Raw genomic sequence first — 13,693 nt, 5'->3', positions numbered from 1 at the left:
CCAGTCTAGCCGCTGGTGCCCGGCTGGGACGTTGCGGAGCTGTCGCCCTGCGGTGGGGCGTCGGCGTCCTGGGCGGGTGAAATGTCGATCTGGAAGTCCCCGTCGTAGTCGTGCGCCCCAGCGATGACCGCCGCGTCGATAAGTTCCTCCCCCACGGTGGACCGCATGACCCGCGGATCCCGTCGCAGGTCACGCACGAGGGCGACACACAGCAGCGCGATGATGACCGCGAATGGGGCCGCCACGATGATGGTCAGGTTCTGGAGGCCGGACAGGGCATCGTCCCCGCCGACCAGGATCATCACGGCAGCGACGCCGCCGATCATGAGCCCCCAGAACACGGTGACGTGCCGCCGCGGCGCGATCGCACCGCGCTGCGACATTGTTCCCATGATGATTGAGGCGGAGTCGGCCCCGGTCACGAAGAAGATCGAGATCAGCACGATCACGAGCAGCATCAGCCCGGTCGCCAGGGGGAACTGGGACAGCAGGGCGTACAGCTGCGCCTCGGCCCCGTTCGCACCCGAGATGGCGCCGGGATCGCCGCGCTCGATGCTGAGCGCCGAGCCGCCGAGCACACAGAACCAGACCAGGCTCACGCTGCTCGGGACGAGGATGACCCCGCCGATGAACTGCCGGATCGTGCGGCCGCGACTGATCCGGGCGATGAACATTCCGACGAACGGGGACCAGGAGATCCACCAGGCCCAGTAGAAGATGGTCCATTCCGACAGCCACTCCTCGGTGCCGGCGCCACCGAGCACCTCTGTGCGGGCCGCCATGGGCAACAGCTCGGCCAGGTAGCTTCCCAGGGCCGTTGGTACCAGGTTGAACACGAACACGGTGGATCCGCCGACCAAGAGGACCAGCATCAGTAGGAGCGCGACCACCATGTTGGTGTTGGACAGCCACTGGATGCCGCGGGCCACTCCGGAGACGGCAGACGCCAGGAAACAGACGATGAGCACCCCGATCACCGTCAGCAGCACCCGGTTGTCCACAGTGGAGATCCAGCCGAGCTCCTGGAGTCCGCCAGCGATCTGGTAAGTTCCCAGCCCCAGCGAGGCGGCGGTTCCGAACAGGGTCGCGAACACTGCGAAGACGTCGATGATGCGTCCCACCGTCCCCTGGGCATGCCGGGCCCCGATCAGTGGCGTGAAGGCTGCGCTGATCAACTGGCCACGTCCCCGACGGAACGTCCCGTAGGCGATCGCCAGTCCCACCACGGCGTAGATCGCCCAGGGATGCAGGGTCCAGTGGAACAGGGTGGTGGCCATCGCGGTGGCTTCGGGAGCGCCGTCCTCGGCGGTTCCGGGCGGTGGGGACACGAAGTGGCTGATCGGTTCGCTCACGCCGTAGAACATCAATCCGATGCCCATGCCGGCGGCGAACATCATCGCGATCCAAGACAGGGTGCGGAACTCGGGGGTCTCCTCGTCGCGACCGAGGCGGATGTCACCGTAGCGACTGAACGCCAGCCACAGGGCGAACACGACGAATCCAGAGGCGGCGAGGATGAACGCCCACCCGCCATAGTGGATGAGTTCCGTCAGGGCCCGGTCCGCCACGGAGCTCAGCGTCTCCGTGCGCAGCGCCCCCCACAGCACGAACGCGATTCCCAACACTGCCGCCACCCCGAAGACAACACGGTCGGTGCGGGGGCTGCGTTCCGCCGTCAGGACCGTGGGTGGCTCCCACAGCAGGTCTTCGGCGGTGATGTCGGTATCGCTGCTTGTGTTGTCCGTGCTCGGGTCCGTGCCGGCGTCAGTGTCAGGGTGTGCTGGCGTGCCCGTGGTGGTCGGTTGGTTGTTGTCAGGTGTCACCGGAATGTCAGCGCGGTGGCGCTGTCTCCTTCCCCCCGGATTGGCGGACGTCGACCCTGGTCGGCGTCGACATACGTCCTGCCGCCGGCGTGGTGGTCCGGCGGCAGGGCCTCCTCAGGACCGGGCTGCGGCAGGAACCGCGCCGCGGTCGTTTCGGTGCGAAACGCACCGCCACTCAGAGTAGGAACTGCCTGGTAAACAGATATGCAAACCCAGGGGTGAGCCTCGTCTAGGTTGTGCTGGGCATGGGCCAGGTGCCGTCGATCGTTTGCCCGTGCCCCGGGCGCGTACGGTCCAGCCATTCCTGCCGGCCCCGAGCGTATGCCCGGGCCCACTCGACCTGACGCTCGTGGAGCTCCGGCAGTGCGAGCTCGGCGACATCCCGGTAGCGAGCGCCGATCTCGACGGCCAGGTCCACACAGGCGCGGGCATCCCCCGTCGCTGTGTGTGCCCCGTTCAGCGCAATACCGTAGTGCTGGCACATGGATTCGAGATTGCGACGTCCCCGGCGGTAGGGGTCAAGGCCCCGGTCCAGGACCAGTGGATCGATCACCGGGCAGACGGTGCCGTCCAACTGTTCGCGCACGGTGGGCAGGTCGGCGCGCCGAAGTTCCCGGTCCAACACGACCAGGTCATAGGGGGCGTTGAACACGGCCAGGCCCCGCCCAGCGCGCAGATGGTCCACCAGGGCCTGACTGATCTCGCCGAGTACCTGTGTGGCGGGCCGTCCGTGGGCACGTGCGTACTCGGTGCTGATTCCGTGGACCGCGGCCGCCTCGGCGGGAATCTCCCGCTCGCCGGGGTCGACCAGCCAAGTGTGACTCTGACCCTGCACGTCCACGAGTGCCGCCGAGACCACGAAGGCCTCCTCCGGGTTGGGTGCGGAGGTTTCGCAGTCGTAGCCCGCCAGCGCCGTGGTGTGCCAACCGGCGTGGTCACCGCGTGGGGGTGGGGGGTCGGGACGCGGCTCGTGCTCGCAGCAGTAGGCTCGCCAACGCCCGGATTCGCGTACGACCACACCGGCCCCTGCCGGCACATGCTCCGAGCATGTCTGACAGGTCCCGGGATAGCGGTTCTGCATGGTCGCGCCCCCTGTTCGTTCGCGTGGGTCAAGCCTAGTAAGCCCGGGGGACAGTCCGGGAATCACGGCGACGGTGTCCCAGAGTTCCGGGAAATCCCTCCGCATGCTGGGCCGTGAGCGGGGAGGGGAGAGCGGAGGTACGTCGGGAGTGACGGCTGCGACGGGTGGGACCGTTGGCGCCTTCGGGGACATAGGGGTGGCCTCGCCTGGGTAGGTCCTCACCGGGACCGGGAGTTCCCGCCCGGCCGGCAATACCGCAACGGTTCCTGGTGGGGCGCCGCGAACCCGTCAACGCGAAGGGGCGAAGGGGCGAAGGGACACAGTCATGAGCTTGGAGGAGGCGGCACGCCAGCTGGAGTCGGCGATTCACGACGCGCGGGTGTCATTCGACTGTATTGGTCTGGGCAATCTGGAGCGGGCACACACCAGTGTGATCACAGCGAGAGCCGCGGTGGACGCGGCGGAGACCAGTCTCCGCGCGGAGTTGGAACGGCGGGACGACAACACTAATAACACTGACGACGCGGCGGAGGGCGCGGGTGTCGGGGAGAGCGGTGGTGAGCAGGGGCTCGCCGGAGAGGAGTCGCGCCCCGGCTGATCCGAACAAACGTTCGATAATGCGATATCCTGGGGGAATGGCCGAGCAACAGCTGCCTGCGGACTGGCCCGCGAGTGTGCATCCACCAGGGACCGAGGCGTTCGAACAGACCGCCGTCGTGTGGCTCTTCGAGCATGTTCCGCCGGACTACCGGTTGCACGGTGTCCTGCGTCGATATCCCGTGGCGCTGGCCCGGCTGGCCCGCGAACACGTCACGGCCTGTCTGGAGGCCGCACGCGGGGGGTATCGCGGGGCCCGCGTCGCGCTGCGGGACCATCTGCCCCCTCCCGCCATCGAGCAGGTCATGAACGCCTACCTTGCGGAGGGAAAGCGTATGGCCGCGACGTTGCGTTCGATCGTGGTTGTGGACGAGGCGCTTCGGAACACCTCCGGGGCACCCGAGGAGTAGGAGGAGTAGGGTGCGGTGCCCGTTGGGGGCACTACCGGGCGTCTGGGGTGACGTGAACGAGCAGTGCGGGACGATCCCCCGTGTTCAGGAGCTGGACCACCTGAGCCACATCCGGGCGTGCCAGGATCCGCCCACGCGTTTCGGCGAGCGCGTGGGCCGTCTCGAGCTCCCCCACCGCGGACACGGTCACCATGTGTGCCTGTCCGCGGGCGAGATACAACAGTCCGCCCCCGTGCGGGCAGGGCGATGCCGGGGGCGGGGGCAGCGAGACGAACCCGCTCGGACGCAGCGCCACCGCACGGACGCGGAGCCGGGCGGACACCGGATGTTCCGCCCAGGTTCCGTCGGGCCACTGCTGGTCGGTACCCAGCAGTGTTGCGAGGTGTTCGGCCGTGCTCAGCAGCTGCCCGACGGTGGGGATGCTGTCGCGTTGGAGCTCGGGGTAGGGGATGGCACGTCCCGCGTCGACGATGTCCCCGATTCCGTCGAGGTCGGCAACCGGTGCGGGACGGGGCTGTGGCCAGGAGAACTGATCGGAGGGGCGCGCTGTGGTGGTGGCGTCTACCGGCATTGGATACGGGTTCCCTCACGGGCGGGCCGTGCGACAAAGGCTACGGCGAGGTCTTCGGGACGCAGATATGAGCACTCCGGAAGCGGGCGGCCGGACGACAGACAGTGGGCCGCGGGAACCGCACCCGGGGAGCGAGGCGACGCCGCGGACGCGGCGTGCAGGTCGGCCTCAGCGACAGGAACCCGGACACAGGGCACACGAACGGGCAGGAACGGCCACGTGCCCATGCGGGGCAGTCTCGGGCTGAACCATACGTGTGCGCTGATGCATGACACGTAGCAGACCAACTCCGGGTGCCGTTGTCAAGGATCGCTCCTGCGTTGCGGTGGAAGTCACACTCCGCTCGTGACACAGTGCACACGACGTCGCTGTGTTCGCGCGTGTCCACACCGGGGTGGACGACGCGGGGCGGGAGGCGTGTGTCCTGGTGGTGCGCGGCGACGGGATCCCCGACGCCAGCATTGCGGCACCGGGGGTTCGGTGATGCCATAGGGATGGCACAGAAGCAGTGCGGGAGCGTTCGCCAGGGGGTGGCTGGTGCGGGACGGGGGAGAGGCCGAGGCTGGTCCTGTCCGGCCCGGGGACGTCCCGCCCACACCGGAGGCCTATGCGTCCCGCCTTGCCCTGTTCGCGGTGCGGGCGGTGGTTGTGGCCGCGGCCGGGGTGATGGCCGGAGGTTTCCTCGGCCTGGATGCGGGAGTGTTGGTGGCGGCCCTGCTCACCCTCAGTTACGTGCTGTTGGCCACGCTGGGGCCACATGTTCCCGTCCCGTGGGGCCTGGGACGGTGGCTGCGCCGACTGCAACGCCACGGGTACCACGTCCTCCCCGAGGGGCCGAGCGAGTACCTGGTCATCGGGCCGGGGGGTGTGTTCGTCCTGGAGACCCGAGCCTGGCGCAATCCGGTGTCCTGGACCGGAACGGAGTGGCTGATCGGCGAGATACCGGCCCGTAAACGCGTCGACCGCGTCTGTCGACACGCGGTGCGGGTCGGACGCGCCCTCGGCCTCGCCGACGTGCGTCCGGATGTGTCGGTTGTTCCCGTGGTTCTGGTGGGACGTCGTCTGCCCCAGCCTGCCGTGCGTGCGGGTGAGGCGCTGATCGCGCGCCCACGGGCGGCGATACGCCAGATTGTTGATGCGCCGCCGGTCCTCGAATCCGACGAGGTCGTGAGTCTCGTCACGGCCCAAAAAGCCTGACCTGGCCGACGTTCGCCGCTGTGCCGGGGGCACGCGCCCCCGGCAACCGCTGTGCGGCCACGACACGGTGCCTGCGCCTGCTCGGTCACCACTCCGCGGACTCGCGCGTCGGGCGGCCCGAGGCCGCGGACCGGCTACTCGAGAACGATGTGTTCGGTGCTGCCGTGCTGCCCGTGGTCCTCGGCACGTTTGATTGAGGTTCGGATCTCGGCCTCGGCGTCGGCCCGGCCGGTCCAGGTGGCGCCCTCCACGGACTTGCCCGGCTCCAGGTCCTTGTACACGGTGAAGAAATGCTGGATTTCGAGACGTTCGAACTCCGCGACATGGTGAATGTCACGCAGGTGTTCCATCCGCGGGTCCGTTGACGGCACGCACAACACCTTGTCGTCTCCTCCGGACTCGTCCCGCATCCGGAACATTCCCACAGCCCGGCACCGGATGAGGCAGCCCGGGAAGGTGGGCTGCTTCAGCAGGACCAGGGCGTCCAGGGGATCCCCGTCGTCACCGAGGGTGCCCTCGATGAATCCGTAGTCCGCGGGGTAGCTCGTCGAGGTGAACAGCATCCGGTCCAAGCGCAGGCGCCCGGTCTCGTGGTCCATCTCGTACTTGTTGCGTTCCCCCTTGGGGACCTCGATTGTTACGTCGAATTCCATACTCTTCCGGGCTCCCCTAGTGTCGCGGTATCAGGATGCTCAGGATCTCGCACGGGCGATGAAAGGCAGGTGCCAGGGTGCGGCACGACCAGCCGTGGGTGCTGTTCACGTTAGCCCTGCTCAACCTGTTCGTTCTGCTGGCGGCGTTGACCGCCTACGACGTCATCGCCACGCGTCCACCCGATCCGGTTGCCTCTCCGGTCACGCACGCCGCCGCCGCACCGGACGCGATGGAGTCCGATGTGGCCGAGGTCGACGCGACGCGACTTGCTGAACAGCTCGATGATCGCATGAGTGGCTCCGCGGTCGAAGAAGGCCTCTCCGGCTACGTCGCCGCCCCGGACGCCGTTGACGAACCGCTGTTCGAGCTGCACGCGGAGCAGGGCGCCACACCCGCCTCGACCACCAAGATCGCCACGGCGCTCGCGGTGCTGGCCACCGTCGGACCGGACGAACGGATCACCACCACGGTCGTCGGTGACTCCCTCGTCGCGGCGGAGGGGGACTCCGAGGGGGGGAATGTGCCCGAGGTGGTGCTCGTCGGGGCTGGAGACCCCACACTGACCGAGGTCCCGGATCCACACGCCTATCCGACGGTCGCCTCCCTCTGGGAACTCGCGGCCGAGACCGCCGCTGAGCTGGCGGAGGCGGACGTCGACACGGTGCGGGTGGGCTATGACTCCTCGGCCTACACGGGATCGGACCGGGGGCCCCGATGGCGGCCCAACTACGTCGACGGGGGCAGCGTCGCGCCCGTGCACGCGCTGATGCACGACGCCGGCCGGGTCGACGCCGACGACTTCTACGGCGAACGGGTGGGAGACCCCCCGCGGGCCACGGCCACGGCCTTCGCCAACCAGCTGGCGGCCGCGGGAATCGCGGTGGAGGGGGAGCCGCAGGAGCGGGACGCCACCCCCGAGGCCGTGGAGTTGGCAGCGGTGGACTCCCCACCGATCGGTGCACTGGTCGAGTACATGCTGGACACCAGCGACAACAATGTCGCCGAGGCCCTGGCCCGCCAGGTGGCCCTCGCCGAGGGGGAAGACGCCTCCTTCGCCGGCGCTGCGCGCGCGAGTGAGCGGGTGCTCGACGAACTCGGCATCTCCGGGGTCGAGCTCGCCGACGGCAGCGGGCTCTCGGTCGACAGCGAGATCTCCCCGCGCAGCCTCGTCGACATGCTGGCGGTGGCGACGGATCCGAATCATCCCGACCTCCACCCCACGTTCACCGGCTTGCCGGTTGCAGGCTTCACCGGAACGCTGTCGGGCCGCTACGCCGCGGACAGCGACGCCGCGGCGGGTGCGGGCCTGGTCCGCGGCAAGACCGGAACCCTGTCTGGGGTCAGTACCCTCGCCGGGACCGTGCACGACGAGCAGGGGCGGCTGCTGCTGTTCGCGTTCATGGCCAACGACCCGGCGGCCACGGGTTCGGCTCTGGACGAACTCGCCGCGGCCGTCGTCGAGTGTGGCTGTTAGCGAGCCCGCCCGCTGACTCCGGGTTTCCCTGCGCGCGGAGCGGTTTTTTGTCACCCTGTCCGGGAGCGCGGGCGATCGTGGACAGGGTGGGTACTGTGAGGAACGTGACTTTGATCGACTGGGATGTAGCCGTAACCACCGGGGTCCGCCTCGTGCGGCCCGGACCGCAGGTGGAGTTCACCGAGGCCCGCCATGCCGTGACCCAGCTCCGGGAGCTCTCCGTGGCGGCTCAGGCCCATGTGCGGGACTTCACCGAGATGCACAGTCTGGAACCCGCCGGGGCCGCGGTCGTCGTCGACCGCCCCGGCTGGATCCGGGCGAACGTGGACGGATTCCGTGCCGTCCTGGAACCACTGCTGGATCAGCTGGGCACGGACCGGCTGAACTCCTCCGCGGCCAGCACACTCACCAGCGCGGTGGGATCCCGGATCACCGGGGTCCAGCTGGGAGCGGTGCTGTCCTATCTCGCGGGGCGTGTGCTGGGGCAGTACGAGCTGTTCCTTCCGCCGGACCCGGACGGCCGCGCGCCGGCCGGCCGGCTGACCCTCGTTGCCCCGAACATCGTCCAGGCCGAGCGGGAGCTGGACGTGAACCCGGACGACTTCCGACTCTGGGTCTGCCTGCACGAGGAGACGCACCGCACCCAGTTCACCTCGGTCCCGTGGCTGCGGGACTACGTGCAGGAGCAGATGCGCGAATTCCTGCTGGCCTCGGAGATCGACGCCGGTGCCTTCCTGGACCGGTTGCGTGCCACGGGTGAGGCCGTGGCCGAGGTGATGCGCGGCGGGGACGCCACCCTGATCGACGCGCTCCAGACTCCCGGACAGAGCGAGGTCCTGGAGCGAGTGACCGCAGTGATGACCCTCGCGGAGGGGCACGGCGACTATGTGATGGACGCCGTCGGCCCCGAGGTGGTGCCGTCGGTTGCCGAGATCCGTGAGCGTTTCCAGCGGCGCCGCGAGGGCACCGGCCGGATCGATCGGGTGATCCGGCAGCTGCTGGGCATCGAGTTGAAGATGCGCCAGTATGCCGAGGGATCGGCATTCGTACGCCAGGTCATCGACCAGGTCGGGATGCGAGAGTTCAACCGCGTGTGGGAGAGCCCCCAGACCCTGCCGACCATGGCGGAGATCCGGGAACCGCAGTCGTGGATCCAGCGTGTGGTGCACGGCCAGGACAGCGTCACCGGCGCGGACGACTCCACCACAGGCGAGGGGCCCGCTGCCGCCTCCTCGGCCTGACCGCCGGAATGGGAGGCCCACCCGCCGCGGTGGCGACGGTGCGGCGCGCGGTGCGCCGCCACTTGGAGGAGTTCCCCTCCGGGGCGCTGATTCTGGTGGCGTGCAGCGGAGGCGCCGACTCCTTGGCCCTGGCCGCCGCCACGGCCTTTGTCGCGCCACGGCTGGGGCTACGAGCTGGCGCTATGACTGTTGACCACGGGTTGCAGGAGGGTTCGGCACAGCGAGCTGCTGCGTTGCTCCCAACGCTGCGGAGGCTCGGGCTGGACCCGGTGGACCTGCACACGGTCCGCGTGGGTCGGGCTGGTGGCCCGGAGGGGGCGGCCCGCCGCGCCCGCTATGCGGCTCTGGACTCCGGCGCGGAGGCGCACGGTGCCGAGAGCGTACTGCTTGGGCACACCCGGGACGACCAGGCGGAGACGGTCCTGCTCCGCCTGGCCCGCGGATCCGGGGCACGTTCCCTGGCCGGAATGTCGCCGTGCAGTGGTCGCTATCGGCGGCCCCTGTTGGACGTGGACCGTTCGACGGTGCGCAACGCCTGCGCCCAGATGGGTCTCACGGCTTGGGAGGATCCGCACAACCGGGACCCGGCCTACGCCCGCTCCCGCGTTCGCAGCCAGGCGCTGCCCATACTCGAGGAGACCCTGGGGCCGGGAGTCGCCGCGGCCCTCGCGCGCAGCGCGGACCTGCTGCGGGACGACGCCGCGGCGCTGGACGACGCCGCGGCACAGGCCCTGGACCGGTGCCGGCATCCGGGTGGTGGGGCGGATCTGGCTGTGTTGGCGGAGCTGCCGCGGGCCGTGCGCACCCGCGTGCTGCGGCAGCTGGCCGTGGCGGCGGGTGTGCCGGAAGGTGCCCTGGGGGCGGTGCACATCCACGCCCTGGACCGGCTGGTTACCCACTATCGTGGCCAGTCCCACGTCGACCTCCCAGGCCGCGTGTGTGGGCGGCGGCGGCACGGGTGCCTCTTCGTGGAACACACGGACCGGTCCGAGTGATTCGCTGTCGTCCTATCCTGGGTGTCGTTCGGTGCCGAGAGACCTGCGAGGATCAGCAGCGTGGATCTTAATGACATGGGCCAGGACCTCAAGTCGGTGCTGGTGACCGAGGAGGAGATCAAGACCAGGCTCGCGGAGCTGGCCGCCGAGATCGACGCCGACTACGCGGGGCGGGATCTGCTGCTGGTGGGGGTGCTCAAGGGAGCGGTCATGGTGATGGCCGATCTCGCGCGTGAACTGCACCACTCTTGTGAGATGGACTGGATGGCGGTCTCGTCCTACGGTGCGGGAACCACGTCCTCGGGGGTGGTGCGGATCCTGATGGATCTCGACATCGACATTTCCGGGCGGAATGTGCTGATTGTCGAGGACGTGATTGACTCCGGGCTCACCCTGTCCTGGCTCGTTGGTAACCTCCGATCGCGGGGGCCCGCATCGGTGGAGGTTTGTGCCATGGTCCGCAAGGAGCTGGCACTGGATGTGGAACTGGACGTTCGCTATGTCGGGTTCGACCTGCCCAACGAGTTCATCGTGGGTTACGGGCTCGACTACGCGGAGAAGTACCGCAACCTCCCGTTCATCGGAACGCTCGCACCGCACATGTACTCGTAGGTGGAGGTCGCAACGGCCGGATCTCCGGCGTTGTCTCCCCGGGAACAACCGGGGTGCGCGTGGTCGTTGCAGTCGTGACGGGAGTCAGTCGCAGCGATCGACACGACATGCCCACGCGATTGGGGGGTACGGTCGACAGCCGCGACACGATTGTAGGGAGCAGTTGTCCGATAGGTCCCGAGCCATGCCCTGGTGCCCGGTCGCGTCGGTAGCGGCAGCGGGGCGTCGCGGGGTGCACGACGGGCCGCCTGGTCAGGAGGGACGGACCCGACGGGGTTCGGATCGATGAAGTTGAAACGTATATTTCGCAGGCCGTGGCTGCTGCTGATCGGTGTTGCCATCGCAGTGGTCGTGGCCCTGAATTTCACAGGACTGGGCTCGGGTGAGGACTACGCCGAGACTGACACGTCCGACATCCACAATCTTGTGGCGGGCGACGAGGTTCGCGATGCGCTCCTGATCGACAAGGAACAGCGCATCGAGCTGACGACCACCGACGGGGAGCGCCTCGAAGGGTACTGGGTCGAGGGTCAGGGCCAGGAGCTCGCCGAGCTACTCCAGGAGCACCAGGACGCCGCGGATGGCAACCTCGAGGCCTACAACGTTGAGGTTCCGCAGGACAGCGCCTGGATGTCCCTGCTGTTCGGGCTCATCCCCCTGATCATCATCATCGCCATCTTCCTGTTCATCTTCAGTCAGATGCAGGGCGGTGGTTCCCGCCTGATGAACTTCGGCAAGTCCAAGGCCAAGCTCATCACCAAGGACACCCCCAAGAGCACCTTCTCCGACGTCGCCGGGGCGAACGAGGCGATCGAGGAGCTGCACGAGATCAAGGACTTCCTCCAGGATCCGGCGAAGTTCCAGTCGATCGGCGCCAAGATTCCCAAGGGTGTGCTGCTGTACGGTCCGCCCGGGACCGGCAAGACCCTGTTGGCGCGCGCCGTCGCGGGTGAGGCCGGGGTGCCGTTCTACTCGATCTCCGGATCGGACTTCGTTGAGATGTTCGTGGGTGTCGGAGCGAGTCGGGTACGTGACCTGTTCGAGCAGGCCAAGGCGAACGCCCCCGCGATCATTTTCGTGGACGAGATCGACGCTGTGGGGCGCCACCGAGGTGCCGGCATGGGCGGTGGACACGACGAGCGGGAGCAGACACTCAACCAGATGCTCGTCGAAATGGACGGCTTCGACGTCAAGGGCGGGATCATTCTGATCGCGGCAACGAACCGTCCCGACATTCTGGACCCGGCCCTGCTCCGCCCGGGCAGGTTCGACCGCCAGATCGTGGTCGACCGGCCCGACCTCGAGGGCCGCAAGGGCATTCTCGGGGTGCACGCCGCCGGCAAACCCATGGCTGCGGACGTGGACATGGACGTGATCGCGCGGCGGACGCCCGGCCTCACCGGTGCGGATCTGTCCAACGTGATCAATGAGGCCGCGCTGCTGACCGCCCGCAGCGACCGGAAACAGATCGACATGGCCACACTGGAGGAGGCCATCGACCGGGTGATGGCCGGACCGGAACGCAAGACCCGAGCGATGTCCGAGGCGGAGAAGAAGGCGATCGCCTACCACGAGGGTGGGCACGCCCTGGTGGCGCACGCCCTCCCGAACGCCGACCCGGTACACAAGGTCACCATCCTGCCGCGGGGCCAGGCCCTGGGCTACACGATGACCCTGCCGATCGAGGACAAGTTCCTGACCACCCGATCGGAGATGATGGACCAGTTGGCGATGATGCTGGGCGGGCGGGCCGCGGACGAGCTCGTGTTCCACGAGCCTAACACCGGCGCGGCCAACGACATCGAGAAGGCATCAGCACTGGCCCGGAAGATGGTCACCGAGTACGGGATGAGTGAGCGACTCGGCGCCCGGAAGTTCGGCGACGGCAACGGTGAGCCGTTCGTGGGCCGGGAGGTTGCCCATGGGCGCGACTACTCCGAGGAGATCGCCTCCATCATCGACGAGGAGGTGCGCCGGCTACTCGAGTCCGCTCACGACGAGGCCTGGGAGGTCCTCGCCCAGTACCGCGAGGTGCTGGACAATCTCGTGCTGGAGCTGCTGGAGCGAGAGACCCTCAGCAAGGAGGAAGTGCTGGAGATCTTCGCGCCGGTGAGCAAGCGCCCCACGCGCGGCTCCTACACCGGGTACGGCAAGCGTGTGCCTTCGGACCGTCCCCCGGTCACCTCCCCCCGGGAACTCTCGACTCTGGGGCCCGCGGACGTGGCGGATCTGACCGGTGGTAACGGGCAGAGTCCAACCGTGCGTTCCGCAGAGTCCACGGAGTCCACGGAGACCCAGGCAAACGTGGACGGTAGTGAGGATGGTGAGGACCGGGCGTGAGTGTGGCACAGCCCGACGAGTCGGGGGAGTTCGAAACCCCCGTCCCCGCCACGCGGGACGGGGTGGACCAGGACCGCATCGAGCGGGCCGTACGGGAAATCCTGTTGGCGATCGGGGAGGACCCCGAGCGGGACGGGCTCGTGGACACGCCGGCCCGGGTCGCGCGCGCCTACGCCGAGCAGTTCGAGGGGCTGCGCCAGCTTCCGGAGGACGTGCTCACCACGGTGTTCGACGCCGACCACGACGAGCTGGTCCTGGTCAAGGACATCGAGGTCTACTCGAGTTGTGAGCACCACCTGGTGCCGTTCTTCGGAGTGGCCCACGTCGGCTACATCCCCAACGAGAAGGGGCAGATCACCGGTCTGTCGAAGTTGGCGCGGCTGGTGGACGTCTTCGCCCGCCGCCCCCAGGTGCAGGAACGCCTCACCTCCCAGGTGGCGGACGCGCTGATGGCGAACCTGCGCCCGCTGGGCGTGATTGTGGTCATCGAAGCGGAGCACCTGTGCATGACCATGCGGGGTGTGCGCAAGCCGGGCGCGAAAACGCTCACCTCGGCAGTTCGGGGCAGCTTCCGGCAGCGGGACGAAACCCGCGCCGAGGCCATGAGCCTGATTCTCGGCCGGCGATAGGAACGATCCCCCACAGCCGGGCTGGGAAGCCCCAGCGGGGCTCTGGCGAATCGGAGCCGCCCTCCAGGC

13 protein-coding genes are annotated in these 13,693 nt (G+C 68.4%); 9 read left to right on the top strand and 4 right to left on the bottom strand.

The window, feature by feature from the left end; translation table 11 throughout:
* Positions 1-5 precede the first annotated feature (5 nt).
* The gene (locus RIF23_RS08155; protein ID WP_310911795.1) at positions 6-1,823 is read right to left on the bottom strand and encodes a BCCT family transporter; all 1,818 of its coding nucleotides are present in this window, start codon (positions 1,821-1,823) and stop codon (positions 6-8) included.
* A gap of 229 nt (positions 1,824-2,052) precedes the next feature.
* The gene (locus RIF23_RS08150) at positions 2,053-2,904 is read right to left on the bottom strand and encodes an exonuclease domain-containing protein (RefSeq protein WP_310911794.1); all 852 of its coding nucleotides are present in this window, start codon (positions 2,902-2,904) and stop codon (positions 2,053-2,055) included.
* 325 nt (positions 2,905-3,229) lie between these two features.
* Here RIF23_RS08150 and RIF23_RS08145 point away from each other — a divergent pair, with 325 nt between their 5' ends.
* The gene (locus RIF23_RS08145; RefSeq protein ID WP_310911793.1) at positions 3,230-3,502 is read left to right on the top strand and encodes a hypothetical protein; all 273 of its coding nucleotides are present in this window, start codon (positions 3,230-3,232) and stop codon (positions 3,500-3,502) included.
* 37 nt (positions 3,503-3,539) lie between these two features.
* Entirely contained in the window at positions 3,540-3,911 is a 372-nt protein-coding gene (locus tag RIF23_RS08140) for a hypothetical protein (RefSeq protein ID WP_310911792.1), read from the top strand.
* 31 nt (positions 3,912-3,942) lie between these two features.
* Here the strand turns inward: RIF23_RS08140 and RIF23_RS08135 are convergent, their stop codons facing one another.
* Positions 3,943-4,482, bottom strand: a complete 540-nt coding sequence (locus tag RIF23_RS08135; RefSeq protein ID WP_310911791.1) for a hypothetical protein — start codon at positions 4,480-4,482, stop codon at positions 3,943-3,945.
* A 537-nt stretch (positions 4,483-5,019) separates the two neighbouring features.
* On the opposite strand from RIF23_RS08135, the gene RIF23_RS08130 reads away from it, so the two are divergent.
* A complete protein-coding gene (locus RIF23_RS08130; protein ID WP_310911790.1) occupies positions 5,020-5,679 on the top strand; it encodes a hypothetical protein in 660 nt (219 codons plus the stop codon).
* A 134-nt stretch (positions 5,680-5,813) separates the two neighbouring features.
* On the opposite strand, the gene RIF23_RS08125 is transcribed toward RIF23_RS08130, so the two are convergent.
* Positions 5,814-6,332 carry an inorganic diphosphatase gene (locus RIF23_RS08125; RefSeq protein ID WP_310911789.1) on the bottom strand — a complete coding sequence of 173 codons (519 nt, stop codon included), beginning with the start codon at positions 6,330-6,332 and terminating at the stop codon, positions 5,814-5,816.
* Between the two features lie 77 nt (positions 6,333-6,409).
* Here RIF23_RS08125 and dacB point away from each other — a divergent pair, with 77 nt between their 5' ends.
* The 6 genes from dacB (at position 6,410) to folE (ending at position 13,624) form a co-directional block, all read left to right on the top strand.
* Positions 6,410-7,807, top strand: a complete 1,398-nt coding sequence (gene dacB, locus RIF23_RS08120; protein ID WP_310911788.1) for a D-alanyl-D-alanine carboxypeptidase/D-alanyl-D-alanine endopeptidase — start codon at positions 6,410-6,412, stop codon at positions 7,805-7,807.
* Positions 7,808-7,917: 110 nt separating this feature from the next.
* A complete protein-coding gene (locus RIF23_RS08115) occupies positions 7,918-9,048 on the top strand; it encodes a zinc-dependent metalloprotease (RefSeq protein ID WP_310912100.1) in 1,131 nt (376 codons plus the stop codon).
* 8 nt (positions 9,049-9,056) lie between these two features.
* Positions 9,057-10,043 (top strand): tRNA lysidine(34) synthetase TilS, encoded by a 987-nt coding sequence (gene tilS, locus RIF23_RS08110; protein ID WP_310911787.1) that lies wholly within the window; start codon positions 9,057-9,059, stop codon positions 10,041-10,043.
* 60 nt (positions 10,044-10,103) lie between these two features.
* On the top strand, positions 10,104-10,655 hold the full coding sequence (gene hpt / locus RIF23_RS08105) for a hypoxanthine phosphoribosyltransferase (protein WP_310911786.1): 552 nt from the start codon (positions 10,104-10,106) through the stop codon (positions 10,653-10,655).
* Between the two features lie 285 nt (positions 10,656-10,940).
* Entirely contained in the window at positions 10,941-12,995 is a 2,055-nt protein-coding gene (gene ftsH / locus RIF23_RS08100; RefSeq protein ID WP_310911785.1) for an ATP-dependent zinc metalloprotease FtsH, read from the top strand.
* Between the two features lie 2 nt (positions 12,996-12,997).
* Positions 12,998-13,624, top strand: a complete 627-nt coding sequence (gene folE, locus RIF23_RS08095) for a GTP cyclohydrolase I FolE (protein WP_310912099.1) — start codon at positions 12,998-13,000, stop codon at positions 13,622-13,624.
* The last annotated feature ends 69 nt before the right edge of the window (positions 13,625-13,693 follow it).

Source organism: Lipingzhangella rawalii (genome assembly GCF_031628175.1).
Taxonomy (GTDB): domain Bacteria; phylum Actinomycetota; class Actinomycetes; order Streptosporangiales; family Streptosporangiaceae; genus Lipingzhangella_A; species Lipingzhangella_A rawalii.
Note: the sequence above shows the minus strand (reverse complement) of the source record. Positions and strands in the feature narration are given on the sequence as shown.